We start from the raw sequence: 16,702 nt of genomic DNA, 5'->3' as shown, positions 1-16,702 counted from the left end.
GGGCAGGGGGAGGCGGGCGGCCTTCCGAAGGCGTTTGCCGGCGGTCAGGTCGCACGCGGCAGCCGACTCGGCATCCTGGGCAACCGGGATTACATGCGGACGCCGTTCAGCACGGCGAGCTACACCGAGAAGACCATCCGCGACGCGCAGGCGATCAGCGTCGGCGATCTCCTGACGCGTACCGACCCGTCCGTGCGAGCCTCGATCGGCAGCGGCAACCGCTACGACGCGCTGACGATCCGCGGCTTCCGGGTCGACAACCGCGAGTTCGCCCTGAACGGGCTGTACGGCCTCGTGCCCGATTACCGGATCAGTCCGGCCCCACTCGAGCGGATCGAGGTGCTCAAGGGGCCGGTGGCGTTCCTGTTCGGCGCGTCGATCTTCGGCAGCGTCGCCGGCACCGTGAACGTGGTCACCAAGCGCGCGGGCGACGAACCGCTGACCCGGGCGACCGTCGACTACGCCTCAACGACCCGAGGCGGGGCGCAGGTCGACGTTTCTCGGCGCTACGGCGAGGCAGGGGAGTTCGGCATCCGCATCAACGGCGCGGGCTTCGGCGGCGACACGCCGATCGACCGGACCGCGCAGCGCAACGGCGTCGGCTCACTGGCCCTCGACTATTCCGGAGACCGGCTCCGGCTCTACGCCGACGTGATCTACCAGCACGACGCCTACGACGCCCAGACCCGGGGCGGAAATCCGCAGCCGGGGCTGCACGTCCCCCGGGCACCGAACCCGCGCCGGAACATGTCCCAGGACTTCGATTTCTCCCGCGCCGACAGCCTCACCGGCCTCGGCCGCGCGGAGTTCGACCTGACCTCGGACATCATGCTGTTCGCGGCGCTCGGCGGTAACCGCTTCACCTACGACAAGCAGGAGAACCCGGCCTTCACCCTGCTCGATCGACGGGGCAATACGCAGGTGAACTCGATCTTCCAGACCGGCGGCACGTCGACGCTGTCAGGCGAGGCGGGGGCACGGGCGCGGTTCGACACCGGCTGGATCCGGCACGAGGCCGTGTTCAGCGCGACGATCCTTGATCAGGACCTGACGCTCGGCCAGATCACGTATCCGAACTACCGGTCGAACCTCTACGCGCCCGTCCGTCTGGCCTCGCCGGGGCTACCGCTGGCCGCCGGCACGTATCCCCGCGGCCGGGCGAGCTACGACCGGATGACGAGCTACGCCGTGGCCGACACGATGTCGGTGGCCGACGGACTGGTCGAGTTCATGGTCGGCGCCCGGCGTCAAGAGATCGAACTCGGCAACTATGCGCCGATCACGGGCCTGCTGAGCACGTCCTACGACAAGAGCGCGACGACGCCGGCCTTCGGCCTCGTGGTGCGGCCGACCGAGGCGCTTTCGCTCTACGCCAACGCGGTCCAGGGCCTCACCGCGCTGCGGGCGCCAAACACCGCGATCAATACCGCCCAGACCTTCGCGCCGGCCCGGTCGCGGCAATATGAGATCGGCGCGAAGCTCGACTTCGGGACCTTCGGGGCGACGTTGGCCGCCTTCGAGATCACCCAGCCGGCCGGCAACGTCGATCCCATCACCAACCGTTTCGGCGTCGCTGGCTCTCAGCGGAACCGCGGCTTCGAGGGAACGATCTTCGGCGCGATAGCGCCGGACCTGCGGGTCATCGCCGGCGCGACCCTGCTCGACGCCCGCTGGCGCCGGACCCGGGGCGGCCTCTACGACGGCAATCCCGCCACCGGCGCGCCGCGCTTCCAGGCCACCACGGGCCTCGAATGGGACACGCCGTTCCTGCGCGGTCTCACGGCGATCGCCACGATGGTCTACACCGGCGCGTCCTACGCCGGCACCACCCTGACCAGTGCCGCCTTCTCCAAAATCCCGGACTGGACGACGCTGGATCTCGGGCTGCGCTACGTGGCGCTGGTGCAGGACAGGCCGGTCACGCTACGCGTGACCGTGTCCAACGTCACCGACAACCACTACTGGATCGCCAACGCGAACGGCGCCCTCATCCTCGGGGCCCCGCGTACCACGTGGCTCTCGGCGTCGGTGGATTTTTGAAAATCTGCGGCGGCGGCTTGGCGTCTGCAGGGCGACGCGACCGCAGCCGAATGAATCACCGTGTCATCCTTGGGCGCCGGAGGCGAACCCGGGACCCAGAGCCGCCGACGGTACAACGCGTTGCTCCACCTGTGGTTTTGGATCCTTGGCTCCAATCTGCGGCCCCGGGATGACGGGGTGCGTGGACCGATGTCGGCGCATCCACCGACGACCGCCCGGGCAGCGCCTGTCCCATCCACGCCCTCATCCTGAGGCGACGGAGCGCAGCGAACGCTGCGAAGGAGGCCTCTAGGGATCACAGAGGCTTCTGGAGGGCTCCTTCGAGGCCCGGCGATCTTCGATCGCCGGGCACCTCAGGATGAGGTCGCGGGTGGAATATCTCAAATCGATCAGGCGCTTATAAGAATCCTCAATCCAGCACCTTCCCCATCCGCCCGGCCAGGTCCTGGATGAACTGGAACGCGGTGCGGCCCGAGCGGGAGCCCCGGGTGGTGGCCCATTCCAGGGCCTCGGCGCGCAGGCGCTCCGCGGGCAGGTCCAGGCCGTAGCGATCGGCATAGGCGCGGATCATCGCCAGGAACTCGTCCTGGCTGCATTTGTGGAAGCCGAGCCAGAGGCCGAACCGGTCCGACAGCGAGACCTTCTCTTCGACGGCCTCGCCGGGGTTGATCGCCGTCGAGCGCTCGTTCTCGACCATGTCGCGGGCCAGCAGATGCCGGCGGTTGGAGGTGGCGTAGAACAGCACGTTGCCGGGACGACCCTCGATGCCGCCGTCCAGCGCGGTCTTGAGCGACTTGTACGAGGTGTCGTCGCCGTCGAAGGAGAGGTCGTCGCAATAGACCAGCCAGCGATGCGGGTCGGGCCGGAGCAGGGCCATCAGGTCGGGCAGGGCCTCGATATCCTCCCGGTGGATCTCCACCAGCTTCATCGGCCGCGCGCCCTCGGGCCGGCGGGCGTTGATCTCGGCATGGGCCGCCTTGACCAGCGAGGATTTGCCCATGCCGCGGGCGCCCCACAGCAGGGCGTTGTTGGCCGGCAGGCCGCGGGCGAAGCGCTCGGTGTTCTCGATCAGGGTGTCGCGGGCCCGGTCGATGCCGGTGAGCAGGCCGATCTCCACCCGGGCCACCTGCGGCACCGCAGTGAGCCGCCGCTCCGGCCCCCACAGGAAGGCGTCGGCGGCGTTCGGGTCGAAGGCCGGCTGGGCGGGCGGCGCGGCGCGCTCCAGGGCGGTAGCGATCCGCTCCAGGAGCGGCATCAGGGTCTCGAAGCTCGTCATCGGATCGGGGGTTCGCTTCCGGATCGGTCGAGCGACCGTACTACGGCGTTCGGTTGCAGAAATCATCTGTCCCCGTGCGGCTCGAACGCGAAGCCGGATCGGGCGTTGAATTCTCCGCGTGGGCGGTCGGATCGGCCCCGGGAGGGCGCCGATGGATGCAGGACCGACGATCCGGATCACCCAGGTCGGGGCTTACGTCTTCACCGTCGATTTCGGCGCGGGGCTGTCCGGCCTGCTCACCGACGAGGCGCCCCCGGTCGGCGGCGGCACAGGTCCGATCCCCGAGCAGCTGCTGGCCTCGGGCGTGGCGAACTGCCTGTGCGCCAGCCTGGTCTTCGCTCTGGGCAAGTTCCGGCAGGACGCGCAGGGCGTCGCCGCCGAGGCGACCTGCCGGATGGCACGCAACCCGGAGGGCCGCCTGCGGATCGGCGGGATCGCCGTGCGCATCCGGCTGGGGGCCGCGGCCGAGGCCATGCCCCGGATCGACCGGGTGCTGGAGCAGTTCGAGCGCTTCTGCACCGTCTCGGAGAGCGTGAAGGCCGGGATCCCGGTGACCGTCTCGGTGGAGGATGCCGACGGGGCGCGCCTCGCATGAGTGCCGGCCGGGCGTATGGCGTTTCGGACCATCCCGCAGCGTCGTGGCCGACGTCTTCTCACACATCCGGGCGCGCAGCCCGAGATGTCACACACACCCATAGCCCACACAGGAGTTGCCCGTGGCCCACGAGAACCGACACGCTGCAACCGAGCCGGCGGCGCTGGCCCAGCTCTTCAACGAGCGGGCCAATGCCGGCGATGTCGAGGGGCTGGTGGCGCTCTACGAGCCCGACGCGGTGCTGGCCGCCGGCCGCGTCGTGGCCACCGGCCATGCCGAGATCCGGGCCTTCTACACGGATCTGCTGGCGCGCAAGTCCGACTTTCCGGCCCCCGAGACGCTGGAACCCGTGCGCAACGGCGCCCTCGCGTTGACCTTCGCGCGGCTGCCCAACGGCGCGCTGTCGGTGGAAGTCGCCCGCGCGCAGCCGGACGGCACCTGGCTGTGGGCGATCGACCAGCTGAAGATCGCGCCGCCGAAGGCGTGAGGGCGCCCCGCGCTTGTCCCACCGGACGCGATGCGGCAAAGCGGGGGCCGCGCGCGCCGAGCCTCGTGCGCCGCAGATCCGAGCCGACACGATGCACGACATCCGCGCCATCCGGGACAACCCGGACGCCTTCGACCGCGACCTCGCCCGCCGGGGGCTCGCGTCGCTCTCGTCCGCGCTGATCGCCCTCGACGAGGCCCGCAAATCCGCGGTCTCGGCGGCCCAGGCCAACCAAGAGCGGCGCAACGCGCTCGCCAAGGAGATCGGCGGAGCCAAGAAGGCCAAGGACGAGGCCCGCGCGGCCGCCCTGATGGCGGAGGTCGCCGCGCTTAAAAGCGCCGAGGCCGACTTGAAGGCCGCGCAGGACCGGGCCGACGCGGCGCTATCCGAAAAACTCGCCGCGATCCCGAACCAGCCCAAGCCCGACGTGCCGGACGGCGCCGACGAGCACGGTAACGTGCTCTACCGCAGCCACGCCTCCGCCCGCGAGCGGCTGACCGAGGGCCGCGAGCATTTCGAGCTCGGCGAGGCCAGCGGGCTCATAGATTTCGAATCCGCCGCCAAGCTCTCGGGCTCGCGCTTCGTGGTGCTCAAGGGCCAGCTCGCCCGGCTGGAGCGGGCGCTGGGCCAGTTCATGCTCGACCTGCACACGCAAGAGCATGGGTATTTGGAAGTGGCGCCGCCGGTTCTGGTGCGCGACGCAGCGATGTTCGGCACGGCGCAGCTTCCGAAATTTGCGGATGATCAGTTCTCGGTCTTCAAGGGGCTCGATACCGCAACGGCGACGGCAACCGGAACGGAGCCGGACAGGACCGAAAAATTCTGGCTCATCCCCACCGCCGAAGTCCCGCTGACCAACCTCGTCCGCGAATCCATCCTCCGCGAGGAGGAACTACCCCTGCGCTTCACCGCGCTCACCCCCTGCTTCCGGGCCGAGGCCGGGGCGGCGGGCCGGGATACGCGGGGCATGCTGCGCCAGCACCAGTTCAACAAGGTCGAGCTCGTCTCGATCACGTCGCCGGAAGAATCCGCCAACGAGCACGAGCGGATGCTCACCTGCGCGGAGGCGGTCCTGAAAAAGCTCGATCTGCCCTACCGGGTGATGACGCTCTGCACCGGCGACATGGGCTTCGCGAGCCAGAAGACCTACGACATCGAGGTCTGGGTACCGGGCCAGCGGACCCATCGCGAGATCTCGTCGTGTTCCGTCTGCGGCCCGTTCCAGGCCCGGCGGATGAACGCCCGCTACCGGGGCAAGGACGGCAAACCGGCCTATGTCCACACGCTCAACGGCTCGGGGGTCGCGGTCGGCCGCGCCCTGATCGCCGTGATGGAGAACTACCAGAACCCGGACGGGAGCATCACGATCCCGTCGGTGCTCCACCCCTACATGGGCGGGCTCAACCGGATCGAAGGGGCCCACTGATGCGCATCCTAGTCACCAACGACGACGGCATCCACGCGCCGGGGCTCGCCACTCTGGAGGAGATCGCCCGGGAGCTGTCCGACGACGTCTGGGTGGTGGCGCCGGAGAGCGACCAGTCCGGCGTGTCGCACTCGCTCTCGCTGAACGACCCGCTGCGCCTGCGGCAGGTCTCGGAGCAGCGCTTCGCCGTGAAGGGCACGCCCTCCGATTGCGTGATCCTGGGGGTGCGCCACATCCTCGGCGATCACGGGCCGGACTTGGTCCTGTCGGGGGTCAACCGCGGCCAGAACGTCGCCGAGGACGTGACCTATTCGGGCACGATCGCGGCCGCCATGGAGGGCACGATCCTCGGCATCCGCTCGATCGCGCTGAGCCAGGCCTACGGGGCGGGCGGACGGACCAATCTCAAGTGGGACTGCGCCCGGGAGCACGGCCCGAAGGTGATCCGTAAGATCCTCGAGACCGGGATCGAGCCCGGCATCGTGATCAACGTCAACTTCCCGGATTGCGCGCCGGCCGACGTCCAGGGCATCGCGGTGGCGGCGCAGGGCTTCCGGAACCAGGCGCTGCTGTCGATCGACGCCCGGGTCGACGGGCGCGGCAATCCGTATTTCTGGCTGGCCTTCGCCAAGGCCCGGTTCGAGCCGGGCCACGGCTCGGATCTGAAGGCGATCGCCGAGAAGCGGATCTCGGTGACGCCCCTGCGCCTCGACCTCACGGACGAGCCGACCCTGACCCGGTTCGCGCAGGCCTTCTCGGCGTGATCGATCTGGGCGGCCTCGAGGAGGCTGCCGGCAACGCGGCCTTCGTCATGGCGCTCCGGGGCCGGGGGATGCGGGACACCGCGATCCTGCGGGCCATGGAGCAGGTCCCGCGGGAGCCGTTCGCCCCCGAGGCCCATCGCGCCCAGGCCCGGCGGGACCTCGCCCTGCCGCTGCCCTGCGGCGCCTCGATGACGGCCCCCACCCAGGTGGCCCAGATGCTGGCGCTGCTGCGCGTCGAGCCGGGCCACCGGATCCTCGAGATCGGCACCGGCTCGGGCTACGCCACGGCGCTGCTGGCCAAGCTCGGGGCCGGCGCGGTCCTGAGCCTGGAGCGCTACGCCACCCTGGCCCGGGAGGCCGCCGCGCGGCTCGCCGCCCTGTCCGAGGTCCACGTGGTCCAGGCCGACGGCCTCGCCCCGGATCTGCCGGATGGCGGCTTCGACCGGATCCTCGTGCACGGCAGCGTCGAGGCCATCCCGCCACACTGGCGCGCCGCCCTCGAACCGGGCGGACGCCTGGTGACCGGCCTCAGCCGGGATGGCCGCTGCCGGATCGCGACCCTGGCGAGCCCGGAGGCCGAACCGGAGCTCGGGCCGCCGACGCGTCTGGCGGCGCTGGTGCCGGGGTTGGCACGGGTGCTGTGACGTCCCCGTTCCCCACCGTCATTGCGAGCGTAGCGAAGCAACCCAGGGAAACGCCACCATTCTGAGATCGCGCGCTGCCCTGGGTTGCTTCGCTGTGCTCGCAATGACGGTGCGGGTCCTTTGCCAGAAGGCGAGAACGAACCGCCCGACGGTGTTCAACCAATCCGTCGCGACGCCCGCCACAGCCGCCACAGCCGGCGCCAGCGCGGCAGGTCGGTGAGCGTGTTGAGCGGGTCGTAGCTCGCCCGCTCCATCATGGCGAGATAGGGCTCGACCAGCGCCACCGGCAGGAACGCCGTGCCGGCCAGCGGTGCGATCGCCGGGCGGGCGGCCTCGAAGGCCTTGAGATGGGTCCGGGCGAGGTCGCGCAGGTCGGCGCAGGCCCGGCGCAGGCCGGGGCCGCCGCGGCCGCTGGTGATGTCCTCGCGGGTGACGCCGTAGCGGGCCAGCACGTCGGCCGGCAGGTAGACCTGGCCGGAGCGGGCGTGCCAGGGCAGGGCGCGCAGCAGGCCGGTAATCCCGTAGGCGACCCCGGCATGGCCGGCGGCCCCCGCGCCGCCCGGCTCGGTGCCGTTGCCGATCACCAGGCTCGCCAGCCGGAACAGGGCGGAGGCGGTCTCGCCGCAATAGCCCTCCAGGTCGTTCACCCGGGGCATCGGATCCTCGTAGAGGTCGAACACCCTTGCGTCGATCAGGTCCACGAAGGGCTGGCGCAGCAGGCGGTTCACCCGGATCGCCTCTTCGAGGGCCGCCGCCACCGGGTTGGCGCGGACATCACCTCGGGCCTCGCCCTGGAGCGCATCGCGCCACCATTGCAGGCGGATCTCGCCGGCCATCGGGTTCGAGGCGGCCTCGCGCACCCGTGCGACGGTCAGGCTGAAGGCGTAGAGGGCGAAGAGATGCGGGCGGGCGGCGGCCGGGGCGAACAGGGTCGCGTAGTAGCGGTCCGGATCGCCATCGCGGACCAGCTGCTCGCAATGGGCCTGCGCGAAGGCCAGGCCGGTCTCGGCGGGCTTGTCGTCGACCTCCGGCATCAATCGACCACGATCAGGGCGGCCGCGACCTTGCGGTTCTCGGCCACCAGGATGTTGTAGGTGCGGGCCGCCGCCCCGGTCTGCATCACGTCGAGGCCGACGCCGGCATCCTTGAGCCAGCCGCGCAGGGACGGGTCGATCGCCGCGATGTCGAGGCCGGTGCCGACCAGCAGAAGCTCGATCTCCGCGGCCTCGGCCTGGACCGGGCGCAGGGCCGTGCGGTCGATCGCCTTCGCCGACGTGACGTCCCAGGCCCGAACGCCCGAGGGCAGGAGCAGGAGCGAGCCGCGATGCGACATCCCGGCGAAGCGGAAGCCGCCGTTGCCGTAGGTGTCGATGATGTGGCGCCCCGGCACGAAGCCGGATTCGAAGCCCTTTGACGTCTCCTGCTCGGCCATGTCCGAAAAAAACTACTCCGCGGGTTGCGGGACGCCCGACCGCTCGGCCGCCGCGCGAGCGCCCGAGAGCATCAGCCCCAGATAGATCAACACCGGAGTCGACACGAAGATCGCCGAGTAGGTGCAGATCACGACGCCGCAGAGCATCACGATGGCGAAGCCCTTGATCGCCTCGCCGCCGAACAGGACCAGCGCCAGCAGCGACAGGCCCGACGAGATCGAGGTCATCACGGTGCGCGACATGGTCGAGTTGATCGACAGGTTGAGCAGGTCGACCGTGGGGATCGTCTTGTAGCGCCGCATCAGCTCGCGGGTCCGGTCGAACACCACAACGGTCTCGTTGAGCGAGTAGCCCACGATGGTCAGGATCGCGGCGATCGAGGTCATGTTGAACTCGATGCGGGTGATGATGAACACGCCCACCGTCAGCACGATGTCGTGGAGCGTGCCGACGATGGCGCCGAGCGCCAGCTCCCGCTCGAACCGGAACCACAGGTAGAGCAGCACCGCGACCACCGACAGCACGACGCCGAGCGTGCCGGACTGGACCAGCTCGCCCGAGACGCGCGGGCCGACGGTCTCGGTGCGGCGGAAGTCGTAGTCGGCGTCGAAGGCGGCGTGCGCCTTGTTCATCACGGCGGTCTGGCCCTGCTCGCCGGGCTGGAGCGGCAGGCGCACTAGCACGGTGCCCTGGTTGCCGAGTTCCTGCACCTCCGGCTCGCCGAAGCCGAAGCCGACCGCGGTGTGCCGAATCGCGGCCACGTCGGCGGTCCCGGACTTGGCCTGCAGTTCGACCAGTGTGCCGCCCTTGAAGTCGATGCCGAAGTTCAGCCCGATGGTGAGGAACAGCACCACGGTGACGAGCGACAGCACCGCCGAGAGCGGAAAGGTCAGCCGCCGGAAGCGCATGAAGTCGAAATGCGATTCATCGGGCCAGAGGCGGAGCAGGCGCATTTTTTCGGACCTAACGTGTGGAAGATGTCAGCACCGGCACGATACCGTCCCACCCGCGACCTCATCCTGAGGTGCTTGCGCCCCGCGCAAGCCTCGAAGGAGGCCTGCAGGCTGCGCGCGGTCCCTGGATCCCTCCTTCGAGGCCCGCTGGCGCGGGCACCTCAGGATGAGGTTCGGGGTTTGGAGCGGCGGATCACACCGGCGGCGATGCATCTCCCGAAAGGAAGTTCAATCAGAACGGCAGGGCCTTCGGCCTGAACGTCTTATACCACACCGCGATCATCATCCGGGTCAGCGTCACGGCGGTGATGACCGTGGTCAGGATGCCGAGGATGAACACCACGGCGAACCCCTTCACCGGCCCGGAGCCGAGGAAGAACAGGATCAGCGCGGCGATCGCCATGGTCGAGTTCGAGTCGATGATCGTCGCGAAGGCGCGGTCGAAGCCGGCCTGGAGCGCGGAGATCAGCGAGCGGCCGGCATGGCTCTCCTCGCGCATGCGCTCGTAGATCAGCACGTTGGAATCCACCGCCGTGCCGATGGTGAGCACGATGCCGGCGATGCCCGGCAGGGTCATGGTCGCCTCCAGCACCGACATCAGGCCCAGGATCAGCCCGACATGGACCATCAGGGCGATGTTGGCGATGAACCCGAAGGTGCCGTAGGTGGCGAACATGAAGCAGACCACGAGGCCGGCGGCCACCAGGGTCGCGAGCTTGCCGGCCTGGATCGAGTCCCGGCCGAGGCCGGGGCCGACGACGCGGCGCTCGACCACGGTGAACTTCGCCGGCAGGGCGCCGGCCCGGAGCAGGACCGACAGGTCGTTGGCCTGCTGAACCGTGAAGTTGCCGGTGATCTGGCCCGAGCCGCCGGTGATCGCCGAGCGGATCACCGGGGCCGAGACCACCTCGTTGTCGAGCACGATCGCCATGCGCCGGCCGACATTCTCTGAGGTCGCCTGGCCGAAGCGCTGGGCGCCGCGCAGGTTGAATTTGAAGCTGACCATCGGCTCATGCGACTGCTGGTCGAAGGCCGGCTGGGCGTCGGTTAGCTCGCCGCCATCCGCCATGACCCGGCGCTCGACCGGAACCTTGGCGCCCTTCTCGTCCTTGGAGGGCAGCATGTCGACGTCGCCCGAGGGGCTGTCGGCGAGCATGCGGAATTCGAGCTTGGCGGTGGAGCCCAGCAGCTTCTCCAGCCGCTCCGGGTTCTGCTCGCCCGGGACCTGGATCAGGATCCGGTCGGCGCCCTGCTGCTGGATCGAGGGCTCGGTGGTGCCGGTGGAATCGAGGCGGCGGCGGATGACCTCGATGCCCTGGCTGACCGCCCGGCGGGTGCGCTCGGTGATGCCGACATCGGTGAGCGTCAGGCGGATCACGCCGCCGGGCTGCTCGGTGATGTCGAGTGTGCGGGCCGCGGTCTGGCCGATCGACGTGGTTATCGGCAGCGACAGTTCCTGCAGCTTCGGCAGGACCTTGGCCCGGGCCGCGTCGTCCGCGACCTTCACCTGGACGCCGCGCTGGAGCAGGCCGATGCCGCCGTCGGCGCGGACATTCTCCTGCTGGAGCGTGCGGCGCACGTCGTCGCGCAGGGCTTTGGCCTGGGAGGCGATCAGCTCGTTCTGGTCCACCTCCAGCAGCAACTGCGAGCCGCCCTGAAGGTCGAGGCCGAGCACGATGCCCCGGGTCGGGACGATCCAGGTCGGGAACCAGGACGGCAGGCTCGCCACGAAGCCCTTGCGCTGCTCGGGCGAGAAGAAGCTCGGCACGGCGAGCATCAGACCGATCAGGATCGCCGCGAGGGTCGTGATGATCTTCGCACGGGAGAAGCGCAGCATCGGCCGATGTTTTCTCTGTCAGGCCGGCGGGTTACGCCGGCCGCTTCATGGAAGGTGTCAGACGGCCTTGGCCGGTCCGCCCTTGGCGCGGACCTCGGAGATCATCGTCCGGACGACCCGCACGCGGACGTTCGGGGCGATCTCGACCTCGACCTCCGCCTGGTCGTCGACGGCCTTCACGACCCGCCCGACCAGGCCGCCATTGGTGACGATCGTGTCGTCCCGGCGCACGGCCTTGATCAGCGCCTGGTGGTCCTTGACCCGCTTCTGCTGCGGTCGCAGGATCAGGAAATACATGATCACGAAGATCAGGACGAACGGGATCACCTGAAAGGCGATCTCCGCTCCGCCAGCGGCCGTAGCGGCCCCTTGCGCGAAGGCGGGGGTGATCAACGAGCGTCTCCTGCGATTGGCACGCAGGCCTGCCGCCGGATGCGGCGTCCGCAGACCTGTCTGAAAGCGCGCGGACTATAGCCAGGGGCTTCCCGAAAGCAACGCCCCGCGCTCAGACGGTCACAGCAGGCCGAGCACCGCCTCCGCAAAGGCGTCCGGCGCCTCCTGCGGAAAGTTGTGCCCGACCCCCGCGACGATGGCGCGCCGGTACGGGCCGGTGAAGTGCCGGGCGTCGGTGTCGGACTCAGGCGGCGGCCCGACCCCGTCGTCGGCACCGAGCAGCACGATCGATGGCACGGTGATCCCCGGCTGGGCCGTCAGGCTGGCTTCGATCCCGGCCAGTGCCGGATCGCCGGGCGCGAGTGCGAAGCGATGGCGATAGGAGTGGACTACGACGTCGACGAAATCTGGATTCTCTTCGAAGGAATGCGCGGTCTGGGCGAACGTTTCTTCGGAGAATTGCCACGTCGGCGACCACAGCCGCCACAGTAACGCGCAGAATTGCGCCCGGTTGGCCGCCAGGCCGGCGCGGCCCCGGGCGCCGTGGAGGTAGTACTGGTACCACAACCGGTGCTCGGCCTCCGGCGATGCCGGCTCGCCCGAGGCCGGGATATTCTGGATGTTGTAGCCCACGCCGCAGCTCACGAGCCCCGTCGCCCGCTCCGGCCAGAGCGCTGCCACCACGCAGGCAGCCCGGCCGCCCCAATCGTAGCCGGCCAGCACCGGCCGCCCAATCCCGAGCGCGTCCAGGAAGGCCAGGAGATCCGCTCCGAGCGCAGCCTGCTCGCCGGAGCGCGGCGTTTGCGGGTCGCGGAACCGGGTCGGCCCGTAACCCCGCAGGTACGGGATCAGGCAGCGCACGCCCGCAGCGGCTAGGCGCGCCGCCGCCGCGTCGTAGGCGTGGACGTCGTACGGGAAGCCGTGGAGCAGGACGGCCGGCTTCCCGTCCGCGGGGCCGACCTCCAGGTAGGCGACGTCGAGAACACCGGCCTGCACGCGCTTCATCGATCACGCCCTCCCTGCGGCAGACATTTTAGCCGATCGCCGCGCAATTGCCGCATGCGCTGTTGCCGACCGCCTCTTGCCGACCGCCGGTCCCGCCCAACCTTGAGCGTGGTGATCGAACCCCGGGATACGACACGATGAGCCTGCTCGACGGTGTGAAGACCCTGATCGGCGACGTGGTCGCGGCGGCCGACCGGGCGGTCGTGAGCACCGGCAGCGGCAAGCTCGCGCTGGCGCTGGCAAAATTCTACCCGGGCGGCCTCGTCGCATTCCTGGACCGGCTGCGCGAGGCCGGCCACGGCGGGGCAGTCGACTCGTGGATCGGGTCCGGAGAGAACCGTCCCGTCCCGGCCTCCGCGATTGCCGGGTGCCTGCCGGATGCGGTGACCGAGCGGCTGGCCTACGATCTGAACCTGCCGGCCGGCCGCGTGGCGACGGCGCTCGCCGAGTTCCTGCCCGCGGCGGTCGCGGCCCAGAGCGAAGACGGCCGGCTGAAGCCCCAGCCGAACTTCAGCACGCAGATCCGCTGATTTTTTTGATCGGACGCCTTCGGCCGGAGCGGTCGGCGGCCGCCAAGCCTCACGCCAACGGGCGGCCATCGGCCACCGGGAAAAAGCTGTTGCGGATCAAATCGCTAGCGCTTCCGGCCGGTTTCGGTAAGCGGAACGATGCGCTAGGGTCCATCCGTACGGAAAGCGACGGGGATCATCATGAGCTTGCTCGACAGTCTCGGCGGTTCGTTGGGGCAGATGGCGCTCAAGGCGCTGCCTGGCATCATCCAGCAGGTCCTGCCGGGCGGCCTCAACGCGTTGCTCGATCAGCTCCGCCGCTCCGGCTACGAGAGCCAGGTCAATTCCTGGCTAGGCCGCGGCCCGAACGAGCCGATCACCGCCGACGACCTCCAAAAGGTCCTGGACAACGAGCAGGTCCGCCAGATGGCTGCGAAGCTCGGCATCCCCGTTGAACAGCTGTTTCCGACCCTGGCCAAGACCCTGCCGGACGCGGTGGACCACCACAGCCCGGACGGATCGTTGCAAGCCCCCAAAACCTGATCGCAGGCACGCGATCGTTCGAGCCGGGGGCATCGCGAACGAGAACGGCGGTCCCTCTCGGGACCGCCGCACACGCCGCATTGATTGCGTCGTCTCAGTTGCTGGCGAGCTGGGACATCGGATCCACGGGCGAGCCGCCCTTGCGGATCTCGAAGTGCAGCTGCGGCGAGGTGACGTTGCCGGAGGCGCCGGACTTGGCGATGGTCTGGCCGCGCTTGACCTTGTCGCCGGGCTTCACGTCGATCTCGCCGTTATGGGCGTAGGCCGAGACGAACCCGTTGGCGTGGCGCACCAGCACCAGCTTGCCGTAGCCCTTCACGTCCGAGCCGGCATAGGCCACGGTGCCTTCCTCGGCGGCCTTGACCGGCGTGCCTTCCGGCACCGCGATGTTGATGCCTTCGTTGCCTGACGTGCCGTAACCCGAGATCACCCGACCCTTGGCGGGCCAGCGGAAGCTCTCCGACGCCGTCGCATCTGCGACGGACCCGGTGGCGGCGGGCTCCGGCTTGGCCGGCGCAGCGGCGGCGACCGGCTTCGGCGCCTCCTTGACGGCGACCTTCTCGGGCTTCTCGGCGGCGGCGGCCTTCTGGGCCGCCTCCTTGGCGGCCTTGGCCTCCGCGAGCTTCTGAGTGGCTTCGGCCTTCGCGGCTGCCTTGGCCTCGGCCTTGGCTTCAAGGGCCTTCGCCTCGACCTTGGCCTTCGCCTCAGCCTTCGGGTCGGCCTTCTTCTCGTCCGCCTTGGCGACCTGGCCGGGGCGAACGTGATGCTTCTTGTCGGCGTCCTTCAGGGACGCTTCCTTGCGGGCCTTGTCCTCGGCGACCTTGCGGGCTGCCGTGTCCCGAGCCAGCGCGTCCTTGCGGTCCGCCTCCTTCTCGGCGGCGGCGCGCTTGGACGCCTCTTCACGCTTGGAAACCTCCTCGCGCTTGGCGGCCTCCTTGGCCTCCTCGCGCTTCGAGGCGACCTTGGCCTCGACCTGCCGCGCGTCTTCGCGCTTCTCCTCGGCGGCCCGGGCCGGCCGGGCCGTCATCGGAGCCGCGGCCGGGTTCAGCCCGGAGGCGTTGTAGACCGGGATCACGATCTGCCGGCCGGGGGTGATCTGGCTGGCGTTGGACAGGCCGTTCGCCGACAGGATCGCCGAAGCGGGCACGCCGAAGCGCGTCGACATCTGGTTCAGGCTGTCGTTCTTCGACACCGTGATCTGTGTGCCGCCCTGGGCGCTCCAGCCGGGGGCACCGGTCGAGGCGAGCCGGGCGGCCGGCGCGGCCGCCGGAGTCGGGGCCGGGATCGCCGTGGCGGCCGGACGCGGAGCAGCACCGGGGGCGCCGAGCGCCTCGGACTGGATCCGGCCGGTACGGATCACCGGCGCCGGCTTCAGGCTACCCTCCGGCAGGCTGCCGGTGGCGGCAGGCTCCGACGAGAAGGGGTTTGAGAAAGGGTTGCTCAGGCGCGATGCGTCCGAGGAACAGGCGGCGGCACCGCCACCGATGATGCCGATGAGGGCGACGCGCGACAGCGTCCGTAACCCTCGACCCGTACCGCGCACCCGCATCGACGCACCCGTTTGCCTGACGCAACTTGATGCCCCAATGAAGACGGATTCAGGTTAAGCAACCGTTCCCGTCCGGCCTATCGGTAAGCGCATTGCGCTCTGTCTGAGTAGTGACAGCGACCGTCACGGGATGAAGGAGAGGGGTCTGACCGTGCCTTTTCCGGTCCGGTCGCCACCCCACATCGGAAAGATGTTTACCATTCGCGCCGCCCGCGACAGCCTCGCCGACCTGCCTCCGATCGAGACCGCACGCCTGTCGATCGCCGCGCTGCGGCCGGAGGATGCCCAGGACCTCCGCCGGGTTACCGACGATCCCGCGATCACCGCGGCGGTGGATTTTCTGCCGACCCCCTTCACCGTACGCGACGCCGAAGACCTGATCCGCAGCGGTGGGCGCGGCCAGGACCGCTTCCTGGGAGCCTGGATGCGCCGAGCCGGTGCATCTGAAGCGGGCGAGCTAACGGTCGCATCCGATCTGGTCGGCGTGGTCGGGACGCATCTGCGCGGACCCGGTGCGATCGAGATCGGCTATTGGGTCGGTGGCGCAGCGCGGGGGCGTGGCTTGGCCTACGAGGCGGTCTCGGCCATCCTCGAACACCTGGGCCGGCGCTTCCCGGCCCGCATCGTCGTGGCGGAGTGCCGCCCCGGCAACGTCGCCTCCTGGGGCCTCCTGCAGAAGCTCGGCTTTCGCGACACCGGCGAGGAGGGGCACCGTCCCGGCCGACGTCTGCTCCAGCGAGGCTGAGCCGCACCAACCGCGCCTCTTCGCGCCGCAGGACGGCGGCCGGCGCCTTCAGTTCAGGGCTTCGGCCAGTTCACCGGTCGCAGCCTTCGCCGCCTCGGCGGCCCGACGCTTCTTCTTGGTGCCCCCGACCTTGATAGTCCGCTCATCCTCGGACACGCGCTCGACGAGGGCGAAGCCGTGCAGTTCGGCCAGGCAGGCCAGATCCTGCTCCGGCTCCTCGAGCAAGGCATAGAAGGCGGCCCGCACGATATCCTTCTTGGAGGCATCGGGATGCTTCTCCCGGACGGCGGCGCGCAACGCCTTCGGCGTCATGCCGGGCGCGGCGACACTCCGCAACGTATCCGACAAAGCCTTGATCACCGGCATGTTCTAAGATCCTCAATCCATCTACGCATGACAGGAGAAGTCTATTACGAGACGTGAGGGCACCACCGCAAGTTCATTGCGATCCAGGCCGCACCTGAATTGTTCATCTTCATGATAGACCTAAATATAAATCTATC

General features: G+C 69.5%; 18 protein-coding genes. 9 read left to right on the top strand and 9 right to left on the bottom strand.

Translation table 11 applies throughout. The features are described from left to right. Positions 1-2,040: TonB-dependent siderophore receptor (locus FV233_RS23735; RefSeq protein ID WP_147898982.1), on the top strand; the 2,040-nt coding region annotated here is incomplete at its 5' end. A gap of 409 nt (positions 2,041-2,449) precedes the next feature. Here FV233_RS23735 and FV233_RS23730 read toward each other — a convergent pair. Continuing rightward, positions 2,450-3,316, bottom strand: a complete 867-nt coding sequence (locus tag FV233_RS23730; RefSeq protein WP_147855608.1) for an ATP-binding protein — start codon at positions 3,314-3,316, stop codon at positions 2,450-2,452. Between the two features lie 151 nt (positions 3,317-3,467). On the opposite strand from FV233_RS23730, the gene FV233_RS23725 reads away from it, so the two are divergent. The 5 genes from FV233_RS23725 to FV233_RS23705 all read left to right on the top strand — a co-directional run bounded on the left by FV233_RS23725 (position 3,468) and on the right by FV233_RS23705 (position 7,232). Continuing rightward, on the top strand, positions 3,468-3,911 hold the full coding sequence (locus tag FV233_RS23725) for an OsmC family protein (protein WP_147855607.1): 444 nt from the start codon (positions 3,468-3,470) through the stop codon (positions 3,909-3,911). A 121-nt stretch (positions 3,912-4,032) separates the two neighbouring features. After that, positions 4,033-4,398: a nuclear transport factor 2 family protein gene (locus FV233_RS23720; protein ID WP_147855606.1), complete on the top strand. Its 366-nt coding sequence runs from the start codon at positions 4,033-4,035 to the stop codon at positions 4,396-4,398. A 91-nt stretch (positions 4,399-4,489) separates the two neighbouring features. Further along, entirely contained in the window at positions 4,490-5,824 is a 1,335-nt protein-coding gene (gene serS, locus FV233_RS23715; protein ID WP_147855605.1) for a serine--tRNA ligase, read from the top strand. Further along, the gene (gene surE, locus FV233_RS23710) at positions 5,824-6,588 is read left to right on the top strand and encodes a 5'/3'-nucleotidase SurE (RefSeq protein WP_147855604.1); all 765 of its coding nucleotides are present in this window, start codon (positions 5,824-5,826) and stop codon (positions 6,586-6,588) included. The genes serS and surE overlap by 1 nt, the downstream gene beginning before the upstream one ends. Next, positions 6,585-7,232, top strand: coding sequence for a methyltransferase domain-containing protein (locus tag FV233_RS23705; RefSeq protein WP_147898981.1), 648 nt, complete (start codon positions 6,585-6,587; stop codon positions 7,230-7,232). Before surE ends, FV233_RS23705 begins: the two co-directional genes overlap by 4 nt. A 155-nt stretch (positions 7,233-7,387) precedes the next feature. Here the strand turns inward: FV233_RS23705 and FV233_RS23700 are convergent, their stop codons facing one another. From FV233_RS23700 to FV233_RS23675, 6 genes are all read right to left on the bottom strand, one after another. Beyond that, positions 7,388-8,266 (bottom strand): phytoene/squalene synthase family protein, encoded by an 879-nt coding sequence (locus tag FV233_RS23700; protein WP_147855369.1) that lies wholly within the window; start codon positions 8,264-8,266, stop codon positions 7,388-7,390. Beyond that, positions 8,266-8,664, bottom strand: coding sequence for an MTH938/NDUFAF3 family protein (locus FV233_RS23695; RefSeq protein ID WP_147855370.1), 399 nt, complete (start codon positions 8,662-8,664; stop codon positions 8,266-8,268). Before FV233_RS23695 ends, FV233_RS23700 begins: the two co-directional genes overlap by 1 nt. Positions 8,665-8,676: 12 nt before the next feature. Continuing rightward, positions 8,677-9,618: a protein translocase subunit SecF gene (gene secF, locus FV233_RS23690; protein ID WP_058191332.1), complete on the bottom strand. Its 942-nt coding sequence runs from the start codon at positions 9,616-9,618 to the stop codon at positions 8,677-8,679. Positions 9,619-9,850: 232 nt separating this feature from the next. After that, positions 9,851-11,455, bottom strand: coding sequence for a protein translocase subunit SecD (gene secD, locus FV233_RS23685; RefSeq protein WP_147898980.1), 1,605 nt, complete (start codon positions 11,453-11,455; stop codon positions 9,851-9,853). Positions 11,456-11,512: 57 nt separating this feature from the next. Next, on the bottom strand, positions 11,513-11,848 hold the full coding sequence (yajC, locus tag FV233_RS23680; protein WP_147855372.1) for a preprotein translocase subunit YajC: 336 nt from the start codon (positions 11,846-11,848) through the stop codon (positions 11,513-11,515). 120 nt (positions 11,849-11,968) lie between these two features. After that, positions 11,969-12,853, bottom strand: coding sequence for an alpha/beta hydrolase (locus FV233_RS23675; RefSeq protein WP_147898979.1), 885 nt, complete (start codon positions 12,851-12,853; stop codon positions 11,969-11,971). A 137-nt stretch (positions 12,854-12,990) separates the two neighbouring features. Between FV233_RS23675 and FV233_RS23670 the strand changes: the two genes are divergently transcribed. Both FV233_RS23670 and FV233_RS23665 read left to right on the top strand, forming a co-directional pair. Then, positions 12,991-13,383 carry a YidB family protein gene (locus FV233_RS23670; RefSeq protein WP_147855368.1) on the top strand — a complete coding sequence of 131 codons (393 nt, stop codon included), beginning with the start codon at positions 12,991-12,993 and terminating at the stop codon, positions 13,381-13,383. 180 nt (positions 13,384-13,563) lie between these two features. Then, positions 13,564-13,905 (top strand): YidB family protein, encoded by a 342-nt coding sequence (locus tag FV233_RS23665; RefSeq protein WP_147855367.1) that lies wholly within the window; start codon positions 13,564-13,566, stop codon positions 13,903-13,905. Between the two features lie 94 nt (positions 13,906-13,999). Here the strand turns inward: FV233_RS23665 and FV233_RS23660 are convergent, their stop codons facing one another. After that, a complete protein-coding gene (locus FV233_RS23660) occupies positions 14,000-15,454 on the bottom strand; it encodes a peptidoglycan DD-metalloendopeptidase family protein (RefSeq protein ID WP_147898978.1) in 1,455 nt (484 codons plus the stop codon). Between the two features lie 190 nt (positions 15,455-15,644). Here FV233_RS23660 and FV233_RS23655 point away from each other — a divergent pair, with 190 nt between their 5' ends. Further along, positions 15,645-16,199 (top strand): GNAT family N-acetyltransferase, encoded by a 555-nt coding sequence (locus tag FV233_RS23655; RefSeq protein ID WP_147898977.1) that lies wholly within the window; start codon positions 15,645-15,647, stop codon positions 16,197-16,199. Positions 16,200-16,247: 48 nt separating this feature from the next. Here FV233_RS23655 and FV233_RS23650 read toward each other — a convergent pair whose 3' ends face one another. After that, on the bottom strand, positions 16,248-16,565 hold the full coding sequence (locus FV233_RS23650; RefSeq protein ID WP_147856041.1) for a hypothetical protein: 318 nt from the start codon (positions 16,563-16,565) through the stop codon (positions 16,248-16,250). Positions 16,566-16,702: the final 137 nt, after the last annotated feature.

Origin of the sequence: Methylobacterium sp. WL7, assembly GCF_008040085.1 — a bacterium.
Lineage (GTDB): Bacteria > Pseudomonadota > Alphaproteobacteria > Rhizobiales > Beijerinckiaceae > Methylobacterium > Methylobacterium mesophilicum.
This window is presented reverse-complemented; position numbering and strand designations above follow the sequence as displayed.